The organism is Colwellia psychrerythraea (assembly GCF_000764185.1).
Classification (GTDB): Bacteria; Pseudomonadota; Gammaproteobacteria; order Enterobacterales; family Alteromonadaceae; genus Colwellia; species Colwellia psychrerythraea_B.
Genome location: NZ_JQEC01000006.1, coordinates 50,153 through 74,390, shown reverse-complemented (window position 1 = coordinate 74,390; position 24,238 = coordinate 50,153). Strand labels below are relative to the sequence as shown.

Below are 24,238 nucleotides of genomic sequence, written 5' to 3'. Positions count from 1 at the left end.
TCCTTTACTGGTTATTTTTTGCGGTTATTGATGATCGCTTCATCATAACAAGCTTTTAACTTAAGCCAAACATTTGCCCAATAAAACTTCTTAATGGTCTGTAATCCATTATTAACTAGAGTTTGCTGTAATGTAGGGTTTTTAAGTATTTCTAGCGCAGCATCAGCCATTTTTTGGTGATCGGCTATATTAACTAATAGTGCATCCTGTCGATGTTTAACTAACTTAGGAATACCACCAGCATCGGTTGAAACAACTGGAGTAGCACACGCTAGTGCCTCAATGATTGAATTGGGGGTATTATCGACTGTGCTGGCATTAAGCATTACATCTGCCTGTTGGTACAACTTAGCCATTTCTTCAGGACATAAGCGACCTGTAAAAAACACACTGTCATTTAACTTTAATTCAGCAATAAGCATGGTTAATGCTTGTTTTTCCGGCCCAGTGCCAGCGATTGATAAACGAGCTTCTGGAAACTCTTTTATCACTAATGCAAAAGCTTTAACGGTTGTTGCTACATCATAAATCGCCTCTAAGTTGCGAGTCACGATAAGATGAGGTGCATTCTCATTTTTTTGTTCATTAGTCGCTTGAAAGAAAAGCTCTTTATCTAAGACATTTGGTATAACAACCGCTGACTTATCAAAATCATCAAAGACTTCCTGTAGGAATATTGAAGGTACAACAATAACTTGGGATTTTTTCAGTGTTAGATCAACCCAAAACCAAGATTCACTAAAAAAATCAGCGGCATAACCGCCACGATAATTTAAAACTACAGGTTTATTATAAAGACGTCCAAAGAAAATGGCTGGTGCTGCAAATAAATGCCATGACCAGCCTGAGTTGGCCATAATATGAATAACATCTGTATTTTTTAGCCGTTTCATCAAGGTTAACTTGTAACTCACTAAACGAAACAATGCTCTTATCACGGGTAATTTACCAATAAAAGCCGGCTTGTATTCTGGATTTGTTCTAATAACGTCTACAATGATATTTTCTGCACGTAAAAATTCCGCCAATTTTTTGGTCTGATTTGCCATACCTCCCGCAGGTGGAGCTAATGGTCCGACAATGGTAACTCTCTTAAATTGGCTCATATTAATTATTTTTTAATCAGTTTTTTGTAAAGCGGTAAATAATTGCTAACACTATTTTTCCAGTTACGAACATTTTCGACAAAATCGCGACCGTTTGAAAGTACGCTTTTCAATTTATCTTCATCTGCCAATAAATCAACTAAACGCTCAGCCAGTTCAGCGCTATCACCCGCTTTAAATAAGAAACCTGTTTCATTATCTGTGATAAGCTCTTTATGACCACCAACATCTGAAGCAATGACTGGTTTACCCTGTGCCATAGCCTCTAAAGGTTTTAGCGGTGTTACTAAATCAGTTAAACGCATAGGTTTACGTGGATAAACTAATAAGTCGACCAAACTATAATATTTCCCTACTTCACTGTGAGGAACACGGCCAGTAAATATAACCTTACCTTCTAAACCTAATAAAGTGACCTGCTGTTTTAAATTTTGCTCCTGCGGACCACCGCCAACCAGTAATAAACGCGCTTTAGGGTTTTTAGCCAATACTGCTGGCAATGCGGCAATGGCAAGATCTAGACCTTCATAAGCATAAAACGAACCTAAAAAGCCTAATACATCACAGTCGGTTAATTTTAAGTCTTTAGCTAACTCTGCATTATTCGCTTTATCTTGTGGCGTGATGACATCAAATTGCTCAATATCAACGGCATTAGCAATAACGGTGAATTTACTTTCGTTAACTCCTCTACTGATAAGATCACTGCGTAACCCTTCACAAATAGTCGTCACTGCACTGGCATTTTTAACAACATGGGTTTCCATTTTCCGCGTTAGACGATAGCGTAAGTCGTCTTCTTTACAAGTACCATGATCAACAGCAGCATCTTCCCAAAAAGCACGAATTTCATAAACAACAGGTAAACCGGATTTTCTTCCCGCTTTCAAAGCCGCTAAGCCATTTAGTGCTGGTGAGTGCGCATGAATAACATCAGGCTTTTCAATGTCAATGACTTCTAAAATGCGTTTTACCATAGGCGTTATGTTGGCCAGTTGGTTTAATACCGGTAGTTTTGACATCAAACCAGAGGTTGGCGCACTACGATAAAAAGTAAGTCCGTCAACTTCTTCTATTTCAGCTTCGTCATTACCGTGTTTTGGGCTGGTAACGTGGCATGTTTCTATACCTAAGGCATGCTGTTGATTTAATATTGAGCGGCTTCTAAAGGTATAACCACTGTGTAGTGGGATTGAATGATCAAATACGTGTAATACTTTCATATGTTTATTATTTCAAGTTAAGCTATAGCAGGTAAAAATGGCCTCCCGATAAAACACCTCGGGAATGACAATGCCTCATTAACTATTAAACTTCCTCTGCTTGTTTATAAAAAGAAGCAAACATTAACAATGTCCACAGTGGCGCGCTATATTCTTTGCGGCCTGATTGGTGGTCATCTAACCAGGTTTCAATAGTTTTCATATTAAATAAGCCACTATTTCTCATTTGTTCACTTAATAAAGAATCACGTAACTTCTGCTTTAATGGGCCTCTAAACCACTCAGACAATGGTACTCTAAAGCCCATTTTCTTTCGATAAAGTACATCGTTTGGAAGATGTGGTTCCATCGCTTTTTTCAATATATATTTACCACAGCCATTTTTAATTTTTAACGCTGTTGGTATTTTTGCCGTCCATTCAACAAATTTGTGGTCTAAAAAGGGTACACGCACTTCTAAGCTGTGCGCCATGCTGGCACGGTCAACTTTAGTTAAAATATCGCCAACAAGATAGGTTTTGATATCTAAGTATTGAATAAGTGATAACGGGTCATTACCGTCAAAATTATCTTGATGCTCTCTAAACACTTCTAGTGCAGTATAACCTTTAAGCTCTTGGTATAATTCATCAGAGAATAATGCTTTACGTTGACTGTTATTAAGCAGTGATACCCCATGGAAATAGCCCTCAGCGGTATCCATTGCTAAAGATTGAAACGTTGTTTTTGCACGTAAAAATTGTGGCGCCCAATCAAGTTTAGGGTATAATTTACCCAAGGTGCCAAATATTGGTTTACGTACTGAATAAGGCAATATTGAACGGACTTTTTCTTCGTTCATCATTAAACCGTAACGACGATAGCCTGCTAATAATTCATCTGCACCATCGCCCGATAAACACACTGTGACTTTCTCACGCGCTAATTGGCATACTCGATACGTGGGCATAGCAGAACTATCTGCATAAGGTTCATCATATAAACCAGCTAAAACATCCACTAACTCAAAGTCATCACTGGCAACAATATTTTCATGGTGGTCAGTTTTGTAATCTTTAGCGACCATACGAGCAAAGTCAGTTTCGTTATAGTCTTTGACGTCAAAGCCAATTGAACACGTTGTCACTGCCTTAGGCGATTTATCATCCGTCTTTTCTTTGGAAAGCTGCGACATCATGGCAACTACAGCACTTGAATCAACACCGCCTGATAAGAATGATCCCAATGGAACATCAGCATTCATATGGCTATCAACAGCGCCTTTAAATTGCTCGACCATTTCTTCTAGGTAATCTTCTTCAGCCATTTCAATTTGCTGAGCGTAACTTACATCCCAATATTGCTTTATTTCAGGTGCTTGATCACCAACATTAAGGCTTAATGTATAACCTGGCGGTAATTTAGCTACGTCTTGATAAATGGTGTGTGGTTCGGCTGCGTAACCTAAAGCAAAGTATTGTTCGATAGCTTTTACATCTATTTTTTTACTTAATCCTGGTACTAAAGTAATACTTTTCAGTTCAGAGGCAAAATACAGTGTGCCGTCAATCATGGCATAGAATAATGGTTTTATACCCAATCGATCACGAGCAATAAATAAGTGCTGTTTTGATTTATGCCATATGGCAAAAGTAAACATACCCTGAAATTTATCCACGCATGCCTGACCCCATTGCATATAAGCATGTAAGATGACTTCAGTATCACTGTGGTTATGAAAAATATGACCTAATTCTTCTAATTCTATCCGTGTGTCTTTGAAGTTGTACACTTCTCCATTAAAAATCAAAACATAGTCGCCATCGTCACTTGCCATTGGCTGCTGACCCGACGATAAATCAATGATTGATAAGCGTCTATGCCCTAAAGCAACATGATCATCAAGGTATTCGCCGCCTTCATCTGGACCGCGATGAAATTGTGCCTGATTCATTTCGGCTAAAAGCTTCTGATCTTTTACTGAATCATTTGAGGAGCTATCTACTGTATTAGCAGCTGTATTTTCTACTGAGAAATGTATAAAACCTGTTATACCGCACATTCTATTATTATCCTTTAACGAGTGCTTTATACTGCTCTAAGTAAGCTTGCACCATGTGTTTTTCATTAAATTGTTTCAATACTTTTGCTCGTGCATTTTCACCATGCTCGAGAATAAGTTCGGGTTGGTTTATATAGTTAAGTAACCCCTGCGCTAATGCTGTTGCATTACTTTTATCAACTAAAAATCCTTCTTTGGCATCTTCTACTACTTCTGGAATACCACCGACTCTTGTCGCAACTATCGGTGTTTTAGCTGACATAGCCTCTAAGATAGTCATTGGTATCCCTTCAGCAATAGACGATAAAACAAAAACATCAGTATCCGATAAAATTTGCTCTATATCATTACGAGCACCAAGAAAAGAGACTGTACCTAAGCCCTGCTCATTACAGTATTGTTCTAATTTCGCTCGTTGCTCACCCTCACCCACGATAGCAAGATGTGGTAACTTTTCTGCAGGTAATTGTTCTCTTAACAAGCTGAAAGCGTTCAATAAATTTTGGTGATCTTTTACTGGGCTGATACGTGCAACAATCGTGAAGCGCAATTTTTTGCTTAGTGTTTTTGGCACATTAAAAAGCTCTGTGTTAATACCATTTTGAATCAACAATGCCTTTTTTCCTGGTATACCAACAGTATTTATCAACCAGTAATGTAAGTCCTCACTCACGCTGATATATCTATTAATAAATCTAGCCATCAGCTTTCGTAAAAAATTATGCTTTTTATTCAGCCCTTGTGGATCGCCAATATCACGTCCATGCTCTGCATGAATATGGCCTTTTACACCGGCCAACCAAGAAATCGGATGGTATTCAATGGTAGGGAGATTATAAGTATGTAATACAGCTGGTTTTATTTTTCTTAAAAGGGTAAATAGTTTAAAATGAATACCAAGATCACTGCCTTCTTTTTTTCCTAAACAATAAACTTTAATTGGATTATTCGCTGATTGCGAAAAATTATTTTCGTCGGTCAACGAAATAATTACATGTTCAAAGTTTTCACCTTGCATCTGATTAATACAGTTCAACATCACTCGCTCCAAACCACCAATATCTAAACGATGTATTAGATGAACTATCACTGGGATTGGCTGCTTAAAATCAGTCACGGTTGAGGTGCCTCTGATGATTTTCTTTCATATTAAGGGGGGAAAAAGTCAGAGCACTAAAAATAGACAATAAACTTTGCTCAGCTAGATCAACATGATCTCTCCCGGCTATGGATATTGCCCTAATTTCACTAATATCTGATTGACGCGATAAACTATTCCAAGCTTGCATCAATTTAGCTTTATTTTCATTTACGGTATAAAAATCACCTACTTTATATTGGTATAAGTAACTTCTCGACGTTCCGTTTGTATTACGTAAATGCACTAACATAACGGGCTCATCTTCATAGAGTAATTCTTTAGTCGCTATAACTGTCCATCTATCTTGTTCATGCATCGCATTATTCGATGAAATCATTTCACCACGACTTTGTTTATTCGCATAAATAGCATGAAAAACATCTATCCCTTTTTCGGTAGTGTATTCAGAACTCTCAAGTGAATCGGTAAACGAAATCCCCCAAGATGAATTAACCTTAACATCCTTATTTATAGGCTCTTCGGTCATATTAACAGAAGGGATCGCTTGAAATAAATAAAGTGACACAGCAAACAAGAAAGCACTCACACCTGGTACGAGATAAATAGAGGAAGATATCTGTTTATCAGAGCTAGGAGGGGGGATTTTAATTTCATTATTGAATTCATCAGCAAAAAAACCACCTATCCAAAACATCAACATGATTATCAGACCAAAGAACAGCCAACCATAAATTAGGTGGTCTGCTCCTGTGGCATATTCCATATCTGAATAATAAGCAATCGCCACTATGCCATAGGCACGAATTCCATTAGCTAAAATAGGTAATGTTAAAGAAAAAACAAAAAAAACAATTTGTTTATGTATTTTTTTATATGTTAGATGTCCGTATAAAGCACCAACAGCTGCAGAAGCGATTAAGTAACGAATACCAGAGCAGGCAACAGCAACTTCAAACATACCGGTAGGTATTTGGATATATAAGCCATCAACATAAACAGGAATTCCATTCAATTTAAGGAAGAAAACAGTAAACCATGCCGTTACATCTTGTAGCCAAGGGATCAGGTTTTCCCCCATAGGTACAGCAAACAATAAGTAAGCCAAAGGAAACTTATAACGCCAAGCCAATTTATTACCTATTAACAACCATAATAAAAATATAAGTGAAGTAACCGCAGACAGCTGACTTAAAACACTAATATCAGCCGCATAAGCAAATAGGCCAACAAATAATGAGATGGCTAATAGTGGTAAAGCTAACCAGCTTGGCTGTACAGTACTGACTAATAAGTTGGCTTTATCTCGCCATAAAAGCCATAAACAAATAGGCAGAATAAAGTAGCCATGTGCAAAGGTATCAGATCTTGACCAAATTGCTTCCATGCCTACTAAAGCATCTTGATAGACAAGTGCCCAAGCAAGAATAAGTAATGAAAATATCACCAGAAAACGATTATCGGTTATCTTCACTGATGATTTTCCTTAGTAGAGAAATAACCAGCTAATGGCTGCAAGGTTTGCTGCCAAGTAAAGTGCTCTAAAACCCACTCTCTATTTTTTAGTGTTTTTGGTTGCTCATCTAACAATGCTAAACAAGCTTGTGCATAGGTATGTTTACCATCAGTAATTATCACACCATCAGATTGCTGTGCATTGATACCTTCCATAGCCATTGTTGTTACAACAATGGCTTTATTAAGCGACATGGCTTCAAGTACTTTGTTTTGAATACCACGAGCTATTTGCAGTGGTGCGACAACACATTGAGCATTTTTTATGAAAGGCCTGACATCATGTACCCTACCAGTCACAACAATGCCTTTAGTGCTTTTAACTAAAGCCTTAACCTCACTGCTAGGGTTACCACCAACAATACAAAAAATGGCATTAGGCTGTTTGATTAATATTAGCGGCCAAACTTGTTCTACGAACCATAAAACCGCATCAACATTCGCCCAGTAGTCCATCGCTCCAGTAAAGCTGATAAAAGGCACATTAGGAACTAAGTTTTCCTCAGAAAAACTGGTTTCTGGATTAAAAAAATTAACATCTACACCATTAAGTACACCGTGTACTTTACTCTGCTGGGCTTTTGGTTGATTATCACGAAAGAGTTTCGCTTCATCTGGAGAAACAAATAGGCTATGGATAAATTGTGCACAAATAGTATTTTCTTCTTTCGCCAATAACTTATATTCTCGATTAAAGAACCACTTTGCTATGCCTGATTTTTTCTCCGCATATTGACGCCATTTATCAGAATCTACATCAACAAAATCAATAACACGCTCTAATGTTTGATACTCATCACCTTGGACATACTGCGCCATAGAAGAAGAGTAAATAAATACTTTTTCAATCTTATGTTGCGCGATAGTACGATTAGTCCACTGTTGCATACGCTTATCAAAATAGTATGGCAGTGTGATCGGCTTATTAGTTACAAAACCGGTCAACCCTTTTATTTTTGCTAGTGTTTTGTGCAGATTTAAATGAAATATAGCAGTACAATATTTGTGTAAACCTGAAACATATTTTTTATCAAACTGGTCATCAATAAAACAACCAAGATGAACATCATATTGCTCACTTAGTTTTTTCAAAATATTAAACGAGCGAATTTTATCGCCTTTATTTGGCGGGAACGGAATACGATGACACAAGAACAACAAAGGTTCTTTTTGTGTCGTATTGGCTACTACTTCCACATTAAAATGTTCATCAGGGCTGTTCATATATTTATCCTAAAAACTTAGATAAAAAAGGACCAACAAGTTGACTGACTTTTAGCGGTAATTTCTGCCAAAGTTGAATAAATAATTTATATTTTGGGTTGTTCGGGCTGAGGTTTGGTAATTCAGTCGCATTGACTAAGTGGTAATAATAATAGAGTGACTTAGGCTCCATGCCCCAGTTTTTCTTATATTTATATGGGCCACTGTCATTTTTACTACGGCCAAAATCATACCAACGATAACCTTTTTCACTCGCATTACACATCACTTGATAATACATGTAATCTGCGCTTTTAAGACCTCGGGCACTATCATTACCTCCGCCATAATAAGGCAGAACTTGTTCGTTAAAATAAAAATTCATCACCGCGCTTGATAGCTGATTATCTTTATTTTTAATGACTGCTATATCAATATTATCACCAAAAACATCTACCAAATTGTCAAAGTAGTTTTTACTAAAGATAGGTGTACCTAAGTTGCGATAACTTGTTGATAATAATTGATAGAAATCAGCTAAATTTGACTTACCTTGCTCTAGTGAAAAACTCAGTTCATTTTTAAGCGAGTGACGAATCACGGCACGCTGCTTTTTCTTGATACTCGCTAATATTTTCTCGTTATCTTCAGCCAATGCAAAACCAAAAGTACTGTGTGCTTGTTTCAATAATAAAGATGACTCTTGTTTTTCTTGATAACGCAGCTCCAAATAATCAACAGAAAGTTTCTCTGCTAATTGACAAGCTTGCTGTTCTAATTGACGTACTAGCTCAGGAGTATCAGCAATTGCACCACCATACACACAAAAAGGTGTTGAAATCAGCGCATGACCAAATAACTTACTTTTGACTTCAACTAAAGGTAGTACGCCGGAAATTTTGCCATCAATTTCTACATACAAAAAGTAGCAATCATGATTGAAGCTTTTTGAAATAACCTCTTTCCAACCACTTAAATGAAAAAAACTGCCCTGCGGATGATTTTTAACATAACAATCCCACTTCGAAAACTCAGATGTACTTAGCTGTTTAATTGTATTGTTAGAAGCTGATTTAGAACTTTTATTATAAATAGTATTCAAGTGTCCATTCTCTTGTTATTTCGCTTAATGGTGACACCACCATAACTGAATTAGATCCGTTTAATTTTTAGCTACTTACCCAAGTAGACACTTTTCATTGTGTCCCATTGATAATCTTCTAATAAACGCACTATCTTACCTTCCATACGAGAAAGGTTTAAGTAATGACGAAGCTTAGATTTAACTGAAGCTCCAGCTACACGTGGTTGTTCTGGGTCTATTTCCCAGGGATGAAAATAAAAGCTATAAGGTTGTTTTTCAGCATTCAAATAACTATCAATACGCCTTTTTGATAACCAATAAGGATAAAGTCGGAAGTATCCACCGCCGCCTATTCCGGTATTCTGTTCATTTTTTCGTATCGTCGGAACGGGTATCTCAATAATCCCTTCAGCCCTTTGATATTTAAAACGAGGCCAGTCTGGTACACCATATAAGTCATGTTCAATCGGATAAGTACTAGAACTGTATTCAAAACCTAATTCGACTAATATGTCATACACCCAGGTATTACTATCATTAAAAGAGAAACTTGGTGCTCGATAACCTATAATCGACTGACCAGAAGCATCCTCAAGCACCGCTTTACTCCTACTGACATCTTGGCGAAACTCATCAGGTGTCATTATTGTCGCACGTTGATGGGCAAAACCATGACTTGCTAATTCATGACCTTGGTCAACAATTGCTTTAATCAAATTAGGACAACGCTCCGCCACCCAACCCAAAGTAAAAAAAGTACATTTGACCTGTTTTTGCTCAAACAAAGCTAATAATTTGTAAGTATTTGCCTCAACTCGTAGTTCTAAGTTTTTCCAATCATCCCTATTAATAGCTTTTTCAAAAGCAGAAACATGAAAATAATCTTCTACATCAACCGTTAATACTTGTTTTTCTGGTAAACCGCTCATTTTATTTACATCTTGCATTGCGATTAACGTCCCTTGCCAAATAAAACAATCTCAACAGTTCTAATGAGGATTAATAAATCTAATAAGAAGCTACGATGTTTAATGTAGTAAAGGTCATATTTTAATTTTTCGAGTGAATCTGCTTCTGTAGCACCGTAAGGATACTTAAGTTGTGCCCAGCCTGTTAAGCCCGGCTTAACATTGTGACGCTCGTTATAATAAGGAAGATTTTTAATTAAACCTTGTACAAACTGTGGTCGTTCTGGCCTTGGACCAACAAAACCCATATCACCATGAAGTACATTCCAAATTTGCGGTAATTCATCAATTCTATATTTACGTAAATAATTACCTATTTTAGTTATGCGGTTATCATTTTCACTAGCCATTTGAGCGCCATTTTTTTCGGCATCTAAACGCATACTACGAAACTTAATAATTTCAAACGGTTCGCCATCTAAACCAACCCGTTCTTGTTTATAAAAAACCGGCGCATGAACCCCTTCCGTTATCTTTATTAATAACATTGTAATCAACATTATAGGCCAGACAACAGCCAGTAAACACAATGCCATTATCGCATTGAATATCCAATCAAGGGTATTACGTAAATGATTATTAGAAGCAAAACCATTGGAGTAAATCACCCAACTTGGATATATCAAATTTACAGCTATTTGCCCTGTTTCTCTCTCAATAAAATCAAGTATCTCAGTGATTTCAATACCGCGAATTTTACAGGCAAACAATTCATCTACGGGTAAGTTGTTACGTCGTTCGTCATTAGCAACTACAATTTCATCAATGTTATGGGCAAGAGCATAATTAACAAGAGTATCATCAATTTTGAGACGAGTTTCTCGTTGGATACCATCAGGAGAATCACCTTCCATTACAATAAAGCCATGCACAGTGAAATCTTGCCTGTCAACATCACGTCGCATACGTCTTTCAATAATGGAGGCCCTTTCTCCTGACCCCATAACTAAAATATTACGTTTACCAAAGCCAAAAAAATCCACTTTAAAAGTAAAATAACGAAAACTGCTGACAAGAAAGACACTAATAGATGAGGCAATTGCCAATAACTCAATAGGTAAAATATTTTTCCCATAAAGAGGGTTAATTATAGTTGCTACAAAAAAGGCAACAGATACACACATCAACATCCGACGAAAAATGCCACGAAAGCTTTCTCTCAGTTTGGAATTATAAAGGCCTAAGGCCAAGGCACTTAATTGATTAAGTAAACCAAAAATAACCGCGTACAATAATAAAAAACCATCAGGTACTAGTTGAAAGTCAACTATATTATATAGTTCATTCAAATGAACAGCTGACAACAAGGCACCAGCAAATAATATTTGCTCTATGACTATTAAAGATTTAGTACCTGCAGATAAATCACGAAATTTCGAACTAGACATAACCGGCTAGATTCCCTTTAATTGATATTTGCTAAATAGCAACTATCCACCGACAAAACAGCGCTAATTCTAACAAAAAACAGGCAGAAGTTAACGTTTTATTTACAGATGTTAATTTACATTGCTAAAAGCCGACAAAATATCATACAATTAGCTATTATTTTCCAATTAAATTGTATTTTATAAAAGGTGTAAATTATGGATAATCGCTTTGCCAAAAACCTAAAAATTGGCTTGCTATTGCTCACCACTATTATTAGTGGCTGTAGCTCGAATAACACACTGCCAAGCGCAACTTTACACCCTTCGAATACAGCCAATATAAATTCCTATAAATATCTAATTGGTTCTGGTGATGTCCTCAACATATTTGTTTGGCGTAACCCTGAGGTTTCAGGTTCTTTTGTGGTACGTCCTGATGGCATGATTACCACCTCTTTAGTAGAAGATATTAAGGTAACAGGCAAAACACCAACAGAATTAGCCCGATCAATTGAAGAAATATTAGCAACTTACTTACGTGACCCTACTGTAACGGTCACTGTAGCTAACTTTGTTGGCCCTTTTAGTGAGCAAGTACGTGTTATTGGTGAAGCAGCTCAACCACAGGCAATCAACTATACCCAACATATGACCTTACTAGATGTAATGATTCAGGTAGGTGGTTTAACTGAGTTCGCCGATGGTAATGATGCCGTTCTCATACGTATTGAAGATGGCAAGCAATCACAATACCAAATAATGATTGATCAGCTACTTAAGGATGGAGAGATCAGTGCCAATGTTGATATGTTACCCGGTGATATCATTATTATTCCAGAAGCGTGGTTTTAAGGTTTTCAGCACTTAAGTATCATCATTTAGTACAAAATTAAAGGTTCGTAATGCAAGACTTATTTGAAGAAATAATTGATTATCTAAAAGGGATTTGGTTAAAGCGTCGTTATATCATCATAGCAACTTGGCTTATTTGTCCACTCGGTTGGTATGCCGTTTCGGCTATGCCTGATGTTTATGAATCAGAAGCAAGAGTATATGTAGATACACAGTCATTGTTAAGGCCACTATTAAAGGGCTTAACGGTAGAGACTAACCCCAATACGCAAATTCGTTTAATGATTAAAACGCTATTAAGCCGACCAAACCTTGAGCGTATAGCGCGCATGACTGATTTAGACGTGCAGGCCAACAATAATGAAGAACACGAAGAGATATTAAAGGACCTTAAAAAGAACATTAAAATATCAGGAGGGGGTAGAGAGAATATCTACACTTTAAGTATTGAAGATAAAGACCCTGAAATGGCAAGAAACATTGTCCGCTCCGCGTTAACTGTATTTATTGAAAACACCTTGGGGGAAACTCGAAGTGACTCTGATAGCGCACAAAAATTCTTAAATACTCAAATTAAGGATTATGAAAATCGTTTGTCTAACTCGGAAGCTAGGTTAACTAGCTTTAAACAGAAATACAGTGGAATTTTACCTGAACAGTCAGGTGGTTATTATACTAGGCTCAATAATGATAGAGATAATCTCAAAGCCATTGAATTAGATATATTAGAAAATAAAACTCGCCTAGAATCGGCAAAAAAACAACTTTCTCAATCAATAGTTGCTGATGCTAAAGGTGATAATAAGATTAAAAGTGATAGTTCAATTCAAACGACTTATGATGACCGTATCACGGAATTGGAAGTACAACTAGATACCTTAAAGTTACGCTATACCGATAGACATCCTGATGTTATTGAAGTTAGCCGCAACTTGGCACATTTAAATAAGCTGCGTAGTAGCGAAATAGAAAAATATTTAGCACAAAATAGTGATAGTAGTGGCAGCTTAAAGCGGTTGAGTGCTAACCCAGTTATCCAAGAAGTACAAATTGAAGTCAATCAACTAGAGAACTTGATTGCTTCCCTTAATGTTAGAGCCGACAATTACCGCCAGCGTATTATTGAACTTGAAAACAGAGTACATACATTACCAGAAATAGAGGCTCAATTAGTCGCCTTAAATCGTGGTTATGATATCACTAAAGAAAAATATCTAGAACTACTAGGGCGTAAAGAGACAGCACAACTTGCACAACAAGCGGATGAAACAACTGATAAAATTCAATTTCGTACTATAGACCCTCCACTTGTAGCCACTAAACCCTCGGGACCTAAACGTTTTATTTTATTTGCCGTTATCACCATATTAGGATTTGGTGTCGGCATTGGTTTATCTTTATTGATGAGTCTATTAAACCCTGTGGCCACTTCTACAGTTCAATTATCGAAAGCCACAGGAGTACCTATTTTTGGTGTTGTCTCAGCTAATGAAAATCTAGGTTTACAAAAATGGCATAAAAAGAAAACTTTTATTTTTGTTGGCTCAAACTTCTTGCTACTGTGTTTACTGGTGTTATTTATTTCTTATTTCATATTTCCTAACATCATACAAGCACCATTAAAAAGGATATTTTAGCCATGAGTACCATTGAAAAAGCCTTGGCTAAGCAAAAGCTAGCTCAGCAAGAAAAAATAATCAACAGCTCTGAGCAAGTTGTTATAGCTGAAGATAACCTTCAAAATACAAATAACTATTCAGAGCCGAGCAACAAAGATAAAATAATTTTAAATGGCGATAGATTAAATGAGCGCGGTTTTATTTATAGCCCAGATAGTGCTCATCACATCCAAGAAGAGTTCCGCCATATCAAAAGAAAATTACTCAATAATGCCTTTGGCTTAGCAGCAAAAACGCTACATAATAGTAACTTAATTATGGTCAGCAGCTCGCATCCCAATGAGGGAAAGACCTATGTAGCCATTAACTTAGCTTTAAGTATCGCCTTAGAGCAAGATAAAACAGTACTACTAATTGATGCTGATGTATTGAGACCTAGTTTGCATAGAGAGCTAGAGTTCGAAAGCAAAAAGGGCTTACTTGAATATTTATTAGCTGAAGTACCGTCACTTTCCGATATTATTTATAGTACTAACATTGATAACTTAAAGCTTATTCCTGCCGGGAAGCCGCATCATTTGACCAATGAACTATTGGCCAGTGAACGTATGGAAAAATTAGCGAAAGAACTCGCTGAGCGTTACCCTGATAGAATCGTTATTTTTGACTGCCCGCCAATTCTCGGTGTTACCGAAACCCCCTTGTTATCTGACCTTGTAGGTCAAGCACTCATCGTGGTAGAAGAGTCAAAAACTAAAACAGATGATGTTAAAACCGCAGTAAGTCAATTAAATAGCGATATTGCTTTAGGCTTAGTTATGAATAAAACCATTAGATCTAAAAAGGATATCTATGGCTATTATGGATATGGCTATGGCAGAAAAAACCAGTAAACCTCTGCCGACTGTACTTTATTTCGCAATAGCTGGCTTATTATTATCAAGCGGCTCATTCGCGGGTGAGTGGCGCTTTAATCCCAGTTTAGGGCTAACCGAAACTTATACGAATAATATTGAACTAAATCAAATAGATAAACAATCCAGCCTGGTAAATCAATTTATCATTGGCGCGGATATTAATTATAGCTCGAGAAAACTCCAGTTATCATTTTCAGGCACAGAAACCTTGGCCGGTTACAGCCATAATAGTAAGCTTAATGATGACTACCAAACACTACTAGCAAACATCTCATACTCAATTTGGCAAGACAAATTACAAGTTATAGCTAACTCCTCAATAGCTAATGTTAGTAAAAGTGATACGGGTAATAGTTTAGCTGACTTAATTACTGCCGATACAATTCAACAACAACATCACTCCGCAGGTTTACAATATTCCAGTGCTAATAGCGACTACGCACTTTCTTCTTCTTTTATCTACAACATAGTCCAGAGTGAAGATGATATAGGTGAAAGCAACGGCTACACTGCGCTTATAAACAGTAAGAATGGTAATGCAGCTCGTTATGTTTTTTGGCAAGTTGATGGTTCTTTTTCAAATAGAAAAAACGATGGTTTTACTAGTGAAAATTACCATTTAGAAACTAAACTTGGTGCCATCACCCAGTACAAAATAAACCCTTTTGTCCGACTTTATAATGAAAAAGTAACAGGTACGTTAGCAGGAAGTAACCCTGACGCTATCCCATCTTGGGGTCCAGGTATTCGTTACCAGGTCGCAAAACACTTCCTTATCGATTTATCATATAACTACGTCAATGATGATACACAAACGAGCGATGACTATGTTGCTGCCAATATTGATTGGCAGCCATCAGCACGGACATCGCTTAAAGCAGGGCATTCTAAGCGCTTTTTTGGTGACTCATATGAATTAGACTTTTCGCATAAAACTAAAAGACTAACGAATAGTATTTCTTACCATGAAACTATTGAAGTGTTTGATCGTAATAGTTACCAGGAAGTACCCGCTGGTGAAATATGGTGCCCTGAAAGCGCCACAGGTTTAAATGAATGTTTACCTTTTGGCCAAGTGCCAGATGATAATAATGGCTTTCAAAGCATACAGTTAACCTCACTGGTCTTAGAAGAAAACAATGAGTTTACTTTGAATAAACGCTTAGCATGGCAGTCCCAATTAGCCTTGCCACGTACTACATTTTCCCTAGATGTATCTAACCGCGAACGAGAAAGTTTAAGTACTGGTATTATTGACGATTACCTTGATGCCCGCTTCAGCATCACTCGTCGTATTAGTGCCAGAAGTGATGTGACTGTCTATGTTGATTACAGCAAGAATGTTTTTGACAAAGATAGACCTGAAGGTCCACGACAAGAAGATATTTATAAAACGTTCTCTACTACGCTTAATAAAAGCTTAGCGTCCTCACTCAATGCTTTTTTTACGCTACAATACCTTGATAGGCAATCAAATTTTGAGCGCTACACTTACACCGAAGCTCGTGCTTCCATTAATTTAACAAAAGATTTCTAATATGTATGAGAGTTACTATGGCTTTAGTGAGCGACCTTTCCAGTTAAGCCCTGACCCACGATTTTTCTTTGCTACTAGCCATCATCAACGAGCCTTATCTTACTTACAATACGGCTTAGACCAAGGTGAAGGTTTTATTGTTATTACCGGCCCAATAGGTACTGGTAAAACAACCATTGCTAGAAATTTATTAGCAAGTATTGCTGATGAAAATATTGTTGCTGCGCAGCTTGTTACCACTAAATTATCCCCCGTTGAGTTACTTGAACTCGTCGCCGCTGAGTTTAATATCACAGTAAAGGGCAATAGTAAGGCTGATTTATTACAAAGCATTGAACAGTTTTTAATTGGTTTAAATAAACAAGGTAAACGTGCTTTATTACTTGTTGATGAAGCACAAAACCTACCTTCAGAAACAGTTGAAGAATTACGAATGTTATCTAATTTCCAGCTTGATAACAAACCCCTCATCCAAAGTTTCTTATTAGGTCAAGAAGAGTTAAAAGCCATAATTTCAGCACCCGAAATGGAACAATTTCGACAACGAATTATAGCCTCTGCCCACCTAAAACCTCTTAATGTTGAGGAAGTGAAGGATTATATTAATCACCGCTTGGCACAAGCAAACTGTAATAGAGAGGCTTTATTTCCTGATGAAGCTTTCCAGCTAATTTTTGAAAAAACGTTAGGTGTACCACGAAAGATAAATATTTTTGTCGATAGGTTATTATTATTTGGCTTCCTTGAAGAGCTCACACAGATTAGCTGTTCGGTCATCAATGAAGTTGCCAAGGAAATGTCAGTTGAGTTAACCGGCTCCCTTAATGGTGCAAGTCTCGATAATAAAGCTCAACCTTCGGTAATTAATTCAACTGAAAATGTTGAAAATATAAAAAATGTATTACGTGAAGTGGAAGAGATATTAGAGGGTTCTATCCAGCAGAAAGTGAAAATGACGCGTTATATTGATAAACTTTTAAAGAAAAAAAGTCGTGAGTTCGCTGAATTGCAAAGTAAAGCAGCTGATAGTGAATAACTCTCAGCTGCTAAGCACTTTATTTAAATGTTTATAGCAATTTTATATTTTTCAATTAATGAATAAAGCGTTGGTCTGGTAATACCCAGTAATTCCGACGTCTTAGACATATTCCCTTCGGTTAATGCATAAGCTTTTTGAATAGCAATAGTTTCAGCTTGTTCTCGAACAGCGCGCAAATTCAGAGACAGTTCATATTCCGCATTTTGTTTATCAAAAAATCCAAGATCAAAAGCTGTTACTTGACTGCTAGTGCTCATAATTACCGATGATTTGACTTTATTTTGTAGCTCTCGAATATTACCCGGCCACCTATGATGTCTTAATCCATACAGTGCATCATCTGCAAACGACTTAGCATTACGCTTATATTCTGCTGAATATTGTTGTAAAAAGAAGTTAGCTAAAATAAGTACGTCTTCTTCACGATCTCGTAGGGGTGGTATATTCAGCGTGATTTCTGTAATCCGATAAAATAAATCTTCCCTAAAGACTTTACTAGCAACCATTTCTTCAAGATTTTGATTAGTGGCGCAAATGACACGGACATCCACAGGAATCTCTTTTCGCCCGCCTAAACGCTCTATAATTTTTTCTTGTAAAAAACGTAATAATTTAGCTTGTAAAGGATAAGGCATATCACCTATTTCATCCAAAAAAAGTGTACCTCCTTGGGCGCACTCTATCTTTCCTAGCGTGGTCTTATGAGCACCAGTAAAAGCGCCTTTTTCAAAGCCAAATAACTCACTCTCTAACAAATTTTCAGGGATAGAAGCACAATTAATGGCAATAAACGGCTTATTGCTACGATCACTCACTTTGTGAATTGCTTTTGCAGTTACCTCTTTGCCTGTGCCACTTTCGCCCAGTAATAACGCAGTGATCTCAGTTGGTGCAATACGTTGTACCATAAGACGTAATCTATCAATACTTTCACTGCTACCAATTATACCGGTATCGCAACCCACTATAGACATCATACTGCGGTTATCTATTTCTATAGTTGCTAAACTAAAAGCACGAGAAACTATGACATTGATAACATCACCATCTACTGGTTTTTGGTAGAAGTCATAAGCCCCCATTTCAATAGCTTTTAGCGCATTAGTACGATCGTCATTACCTGTAATTACAATAACTTTGGTATGCGGGGCTATTTCTAATATTTGCTTTAATGCAGCTAAGCCTTCGCTAGCATTGGCTGCATCTGGTGGTAAACCTAAATCTAAAGTAACCACTTTAGGCTCATGACGCCTTACTGCAGCAATAGCACTTTCTCGGGTACCTGCGAGCACAACGTCATAATCAGCTAAGCTCCATTTTAATTGTTTTTGTACGCCGAGATCATCATCAACAATGAGTAACTTTTCCATAGTAATGCTATTTCCTTCATCTGCTTTTTAAAGTGCTTTACACGGTATAACGATTTTAAAATGACTACCTTCATTTTCACGGCTCGTTACCTGCATTGTGCCGTTCACACTTTCAATAAACTGTTTAGCTTCATAAACGCCAATTCCCATACCAGCATTACCTTTGGTGGTATCAAAAGGCTTAAATAGGCGATTAGCGATAAAATCTGTCGACATACCACAACCATCATCAATTATTGATATATTTAAATTATCAGCGGTCATATCTACGATTATCTTAACCCAGCCACTTTCATTTGTCGCTTCTTGGCCATTTTGTAATAAATGATTTAATATTGAAGAAAACGTTTCTTCATCGATAGATATTCTGCCTTCAAGCGGTAATTGCACACTTATATGTGGCATTTGCACATTACGTTGTTTAACCACTGCCTTGATTAAGGCTGGCACATCAATATTCTTTTTACTATTCTCTGCAACCTGCTTGTTACGTAATTGTATTAATACTTTATCTAACCGGCCATTGGCCGCTGCTATTGTTTCGAAAACATCATCAATAAAATCGGGATTATCTCTATGACGTTTAGCATTACTACTGATTAATGCCAATTGAGCTTGAATATTTTTTAGATCATGGACTAAAAAAGCAGACATCCGATTAAAAGCATCAAACTGTTTAGATTCAGCTAAACTTTCATTTGCTTCATTCAGCGACAGGTAATTACTTAGCTGCCTGGAAATAGAGAAAAGTAAGTCCCTATCTTCCCAGTTTAATAGCCCCTGCTCTTCAGGCATGGCTAATATGAAAAAGCCATAAACTGCTTTATTCATAAAGATGGGAATAATTATATCAATATTTTTTTGTCTGCATAAATGGACATCTAATAATAAATCAGGGTAACTTTGCTCAACTATGGCTAGCTCTCTAACATCAATAATCCAACCGTGTTGCTGACAAAAATCATCAACATCGATTAAAAAATTTAAGTCCTTTTGCTCAAGGTTAAAGTTTTCCTGATATAAAGGCTGATACTGACCATGGGATATTTTTTTTACTAATGCCCCTTGATGAATATTTAGAGATGAACAAATTATATGGGTTGCAGTATGATAACAGTCATCATTTTCACCAATTTCAAGTTGCTCAATTGATTTAAGCCACTCTACTCGATAATCATATTTGTTAGCAAAGAAGTGCTTAGTGATAAATACCTTAACTTCCCTACGCAATTTCTCGGTAATTAATAAAGCAGCTAAAACACTACCACCCAAAATTATAAAAGCGATACTAATTACGTCACCCCAAGCGCCACCAAAATAATTAATTACATAACCAGCAATAGCCAGCAATAATAAATAAGCACCTGAGATCAGTAACATTGAGCTATAAAAAACCACTTCACGAGAAACAAAAACATCTACAGACCAGTCTTTAATGCGCCTAGTACTTACCAATATTAATGGCATACCTAATGCTGCAATAAACCCCCGCGCATACCAGTAAGAAAAATCTAGCTGATTGACCATAGCCGCCTGAGCAAAAAGTACAAAGTCAAATACTGCTGCCATGCCTAAAGCGATAATTAATGACCAAATAGCCCATTTGACTTTAACATCAGCATTTCTATATAACTGTTCGAGTAATACCAAAAGCCATAAGTTAAGCAATAAAAATAATGAGAATAAGAACTTCACACTCTCAGGAATAAATAATGCAGCCCCCCAACACAAGATAGATAAACCACTCCAAACTTGTAGGTATTGTTTTACTTTCGGATGAGTTATCAGAGATTTTACTGAGGTGATATTTGCTTGTGTACAAATGATAAGTAGCGACCAAGCAGCTAACTTAAAGGTTTCTAAAGCCATGACTACTAGCAATGAAAAACCTTGCTTAGGTTGCAATGCCGCGCTCATAGAGGAGGAAAATACTAATAATGCAGCTAACAGTACCAAACTACCGGCTAGAGTTTTATTTCGTGCCGCTAAAAGTAATAAAATAAAAATCACATAGGCACAGGCTGATAAAAAATAACCTGATGAGCCAATTACTTCCATTTATATATTTCCTGAGAATTGATATTTATTGTGCTGCGCAGCTTATTGCTGAGAAATAGCACAAGCCACCTAATTACATATTGATACACACTCGCGCCATTATATATTAATTCAATATTTTGTCTTTGCCTAATTGGCTTAAAATACAATAAATAAAGGGTTAATTTGAATTTTCAACGTTTGTTTTAGGGGTAAACAACTCGGTTAAAATGGGTACCAAAAGGAAACTTGAAAGAGCTGAAACACATAAGCCTGAAATTAAAACAACGCCCAATGGTTGCCATAAACCTCCTCCAAATAAAGTTAATGGAATTAGGCCACCAATAGTTGTTAATGTGGTTAATAGTATTGGTGTAAAACGCTCAGCGCTAGATTTTAGTATGGCTGAACGTCTATCTAAGCCCAACTTCAAGTTAACGTTGGTGCTATCAATTAAAATAATAGCATTGTTAACTACAATACCAAATAAACTAATCAGACCAACAAAAGCCATCATAGAAAAAGATAAACCTGTCAAATACAACCCTATAACAGAGCCAGCCATAGCAAAAGGAATTGAACTAAAAATAATCATAGGTTGTAATATTGATTTAAACTGCAACACTAATACGGCAAAAATTCCCATCGCTGTAATTAACATTACTTGCGTTAAACCCGCAAAAGTTTTTTGTCTTGATTCTTCTTCACCACCTAAAGTGAAATACATACCTTTAGGTAAATCATACCGCTCAAGGTAATTCACCAATTCATGAGTAATTTCACCTACTGAATAACCTGTCTCTACATCAGCAGAAACTTTAGCCATACGTAACTTTTGATAATGAAAAAAATCACTACCACCTTTTTTTAACTCCATTGTCGCTAACTGCTCCAGTGGAATTGCCACACCTTGATTATTACTAACTTCTATTGCCGATAAACTATCAATATTAGGGTTGTTACGGCGAACCAAAATTGGATAGTCTTCGCCATTGATATCATTAAACTGACCAATGGTAGTGCCTGATAAAATGGTGCTAATAGTATTATCTAATCGCTCTATGCTCACACCACTTAATGCTGCTTGTTGATAATTAATGCTTAGCGCCAATTCGGCATTTGCCATACCAATGGGGTTATCAATATTCACTACTCCTGATATCTGACGCATTTGTGCCGCCAAATGATTAGCAACTTTTTCTAAATCAATTAACGACTCACTTAATAAACGAATGGCAATAACTTGATCAGTAACAGGACCTTGAGTAAACTCTTTAATGGTTATTTCCGCCTGCTGCCATTGATTAAAATCATCACGTAAGTTTTTCACCAGCTTTGTTACATCATCCGCTTGATAGGCCTTTAAGACCAGTAAAGCTTGACCAAAACGGATCATGCCACGCTTAGGCACCTCATTATAATAAATACGTGGGTTAGCATTACCGATATTAAGCGCAACTTTGTCAACTAGAGTATATTTCTTAACATGCTGACGCACTTGCTGAAGAACCTTGTCAGTATGAGCTAACGATGAATTTGCTGGAGTGCTAACATTAATTAATATCATCGGTTTTTCAGCTTTTGGAAATAAGCTAACCCCTACTTGCGCAAACAAAGAAAACATGGCAACTAAAAGCAATAAACTAATGATAATAACAATGACTTTATTACGCATTAATACTGTTAAAGTATTGGCATAACTTTTTTCAGCAAATATATTTAGGTAATGCTGTAGGGTATTAACTTTAAAGACTTTAGGTTTAGTGTCTTGCTCAATAGCTACAAGTAATTTACTGGCTAATAATGGTGTTAACGTTAATGCCACCAATAACGAGGCAAATAATACTAAAACCACAGTAACTGGCATTGAACGAATAAAATCACCGGTATTACTTTGAATCATCAACATTGGTAAAAACGCTAACATAGTAGTAATTGTGCCACTAGCTATAGCCCAAGCCACCTTACTAGTGCCATTTGCCGCAGCTGTTTTTATATCTTTGCCTAGTTTCTTTTCTCTATGAATACTCTCGGTTACCACAATAGCGTTATCCACCAACAAACCTAACGCTATTATTAAACCAACGATCGACATTTGCTGTAAGCCATAACCACTAAAATCCAGCCAACCAATAGCCATCATAAAAGATATAGGAATAGCGATAATCACCACTAAGGCTTCACGAATACCTAAAAAGAGTAGGGCCATCAAACCGACAATTATTAGTCCTTGCGTTAAATTATCAAAAAAGCCATTAACACGAATATTTACGCTATCGGCTTGTTGAAATAATTTGTCGATCTTAAGGTTGCTTGGCAAGTTTTGTTTAAAATGTTCAAGCTCTTGATTTATTTGTTCAGTTAAAACAAAAATATTAGTTTTCTCTCGTTGCTCAACCGTGATGAATATCGCTGGAATATCATCAAAATAAGCTAAATAGCTTGGCTCTGCATCGGAAAAACTCACACTAGCAACATCTTTAATCTTTAACAGACCATAGGCACTGATCATACTACTATTACTAATAATGGTATTTTCGATATCAACTAATTGAGTGAAATTACCACTTGCCTTAACATTAAAACGTCGCGTGTTAGCATCAACAAAACCAGGGGTAATATTTTTTGCTCTACCTTGCAATATCTGAGTAATGTCAGTGAGTGCTAAGCCATAGTGTTTTATTAACACCAAATTAATATCTACAGCAACAATTTGCCTAGGATACCCCCAAATGCTTGCTTTACGGACACTGGCTATGGTTTCTAAGCGCTTTTCTAGTAATTTGGCATGTAACTCCATGGTTTTGTAGTCAGTTGGCTCTGACCACAAAGCCAATTGCATAATTGCTACACTGCTTGGTGTTGCTTTTAACACTAATAATTGGGCAATGCCTGCAGGTAAATTAGGCCTTACCGTTGATACTGCCTGCTTTACTTTATTAAACGCCGCTTCAGCATCTGTACCATAAAGAAAATCTATGGTAATTCTAACGGCGCCATTATGGATTTTGGCTTCAATTTTTTTGATGTTTTCTATATCAGTAATTTCTTGCTCAAGGGGATCAACCACTAATGTCTCAATATCACTAGGAGAAGCCCCGGGATAAACCACTTCAATTAAGGTTACTGGCAAGTCAAACTGTGGATCTTCAGAACGAGGCATATTTAAATAAGACACCACACCAACCAGAACCATTAACAACATAATAGTTAAAGTGAACTGGGCATTATCTATGGCAAGCCTAGGGAGTTTCATTA

The 24,238-nt window shown here is 36.8% G+C and carries 17 protein-coding genes; 5 read left to right on the top strand and 12 right to left on the bottom strand.

What is annotated here, in order from left to right; all coding sequences use genetic code 11:
- Positions 1-11: 11 nt before the first annotated feature.
- From GAB14E_RS18520 to GAB14E_RS18555, 9 genes are all read right to left on the bottom strand, one after another.
- Positions 12-1,106: a glycosyltransferase family 4 protein gene (locus GAB14E_RS18520; protein ID WP_033080959.1), complete on the bottom strand. Its 1,095-nt coding sequence runs from the start codon at positions 1,104-1,106 to the stop codon at positions 12-14.
- 5 nt (positions 1,107-1,111) lie between these two features.
- The gene (locus GAB14E_RS18525) at positions 1,112-2,329 is read right to left on the bottom strand and encodes a TIGR04063 family PEP-CTERM/XrtA system glycosyltransferase (protein ID WP_033080958.1); all 1,218 of its coding nucleotides are present in this window, start codon (positions 2,327-2,329) and stop codon (positions 1,112-1,114) included.
- Positions 2,330-2,414: 85 nt separating this feature from the next.
- Positions 2,415-4,370 carry an XrtA/PEP-CTERM system amidotransferase gene (locus GAB14E_RS18530; RefSeq protein WP_033080957.1) on the bottom strand — a complete coding sequence of 652 codons (1,956 nt, stop codon included), beginning with the start codon at positions 4,368-4,370 and terminating at the stop codon, positions 2,415-2,417.
- 7 nt (positions 4,371-4,377) lie between these two features.
- Entirely contained in the window at positions 4,378-5,487 is a 1,110-nt protein-coding gene (locus tag GAB14E_RS18535) for a TIGR03088 family PEP-CTERM/XrtA system glycosyltransferase (RefSeq protein ID WP_033080956.1), read from the bottom strand.
- A complete protein-coding gene (gene xrtA, locus GAB14E_RS23875; RefSeq protein ID WP_052093466.1) occupies positions 5,480-6,943 on the bottom strand; it encodes an exosortase A in 1,464 nt (487 codons plus the stop codon). Before xrtA ends, GAB14E_RS18535 begins: the two co-directional genes overlap by 8 nt.
- The gene (locus GAB14E_RS18540) at positions 6,940-8,208 is read right to left on the bottom strand and encodes a TIGR03087 family PEP-CTERM/XrtA system glycosyltransferase (RefSeq protein WP_052093465.1); all 1,269 of its coding nucleotides are present in this window, start codon (positions 8,206-8,208) and stop codon (positions 6,940-6,942) included. Before GAB14E_RS18540 ends, xrtA begins: the two co-directional genes overlap by 4 nt.
- Positions 8,209-8,212: 4 nt before the next feature.
- Positions 8,213-9,289, bottom strand: a complete 1,077-nt coding sequence (locus tag GAB14E_RS18545; RefSeq protein ID WP_231561977.1) for a FemAB family XrtA/PEP-CTERM system-associated protein — start codon at positions 9,287-9,289, stop codon at positions 8,213-8,215.
- Positions 9,290-9,360: 71 nt separating this feature from the next.
- Positions 9,361-10,218 (bottom strand): XrtA system polysaccharide deacetylase, encoded by an 858-nt coding sequence (locus tag GAB14E_RS18550; RefSeq protein ID WP_033080955.1) that lies wholly within the window; start codon positions 10,216-10,218, stop codon positions 9,361-9,363.
- Between the two features lie 5 nt (positions 10,219-10,223).
- On the bottom strand, positions 10,224-11,627 hold the full coding sequence (locus GAB14E_RS18555) for a TIGR03013 family XrtA/PEP-CTERM system glycosyltransferase (protein WP_033080954.1): 1,404 nt from the start codon (positions 11,625-11,627) through the stop codon (positions 10,224-10,226).
- A gap of 198 nt (positions 11,628-11,825) precedes the next feature.
- Between GAB14E_RS18555 and GAB14E_RS18560 the strand changes: the two genes are divergently transcribed.
- From GAB14E_RS18560 to GAB14E_RS18580, 5 genes are read left to right on the top strand one after another with little or no spacing between them, the layout of a single operon-like run.
- Positions 11,826-12,461: an XrtA/PEP-CTERM system exopolysaccharide export protein gene (locus GAB14E_RS18560; protein ID WP_033080953.1), complete on the top strand. Its 636-nt coding sequence runs from the start codon at positions 11,826-11,828 to the stop codon at positions 12,459-12,461.
- A 50-nt stretch (positions 12,462-12,511) separates the two neighbouring features.
- Positions 12,512-14,098 carry an XrtA system polysaccharide chain length determinant gene (locus tag GAB14E_RS18565; protein ID WP_033080952.1) on the top strand — a complete coding sequence of 529 codons (1,587 nt, stop codon included), beginning with the start codon at positions 12,512-12,514 and terminating at the stop codon, positions 14,096-14,098.
- Between the two features lie 2 nt (positions 14,099-14,100).
- A complete protein-coding gene (locus GAB14E_RS18570; protein ID WP_033080951.1) occupies positions 14,101-14,973 on the top strand; it encodes an XrtA-associated tyrosine autokinase in 873 nt (290 codons plus the stop codon).
- Positions 14,933-16,534 (top strand): TIGR03016 family PEP-CTERM system-associated outer membrane protein, encoded by a 1,602-nt coding sequence (locus GAB14E_RS18575; protein WP_033080950.1) that lies wholly within the window; start codon positions 14,933-14,935, stop codon positions 16,532-16,534. The genes GAB14E_RS18570 and GAB14E_RS18575 overlap by 41 nt, the downstream gene beginning before the upstream one ends.
- A 1-nt stretch (position 16,535) precedes the next feature.
- Positions 16,536-17,570, top strand: a complete 1,035-nt coding sequence (locus GAB14E_RS18580) for an XrtA/PEP-CTERM system-associated ATPase (protein ID WP_033080949.1) — start codon at positions 16,536-16,538, stop codon at positions 17,568-17,570.
- Between the two features lie 23 nt (positions 17,571-17,593).
- Here GAB14E_RS18580 and prsR read toward each other — a convergent pair whose 3' ends face one another.
- From prsR to GAB14E_RS18595, 3 genes are all read right to left on the bottom strand, one after another.
- Complete coding sequence (gene prsR / locus GAB14E_RS18585; RefSeq protein WP_033080948.1) at positions 17,594-18,943, bottom strand: PEP-CTERM-box response regulator transcription factor; 1,350 nt, start codon at positions 18,941-18,943, stop codon at positions 17,594-17,596.
- Between the two features lie 27 nt (positions 18,944-18,970).
- Entirely contained in the window at positions 18,971-21,001 is a 2,031-nt protein-coding gene (gene prsK / locus GAB14E_RS18590) for an XrtA/PEP-CTERM system histidine kinase PrsK (RefSeq protein WP_033080947.1), read from the bottom strand.
- A 160-nt stretch (positions 21,002-21,161) separates the two neighbouring features.
- Positions 21,162-24,236, bottom strand: coding sequence for an efflux RND transporter permease subunit (locus GAB14E_RS18595; RefSeq protein ID WP_033080946.1), 3,075 nt, complete (start codon positions 24,234-24,236; stop codon positions 21,162-21,164).
- Positions 24,237-24,238 lie beyond the last annotated feature (2 nt).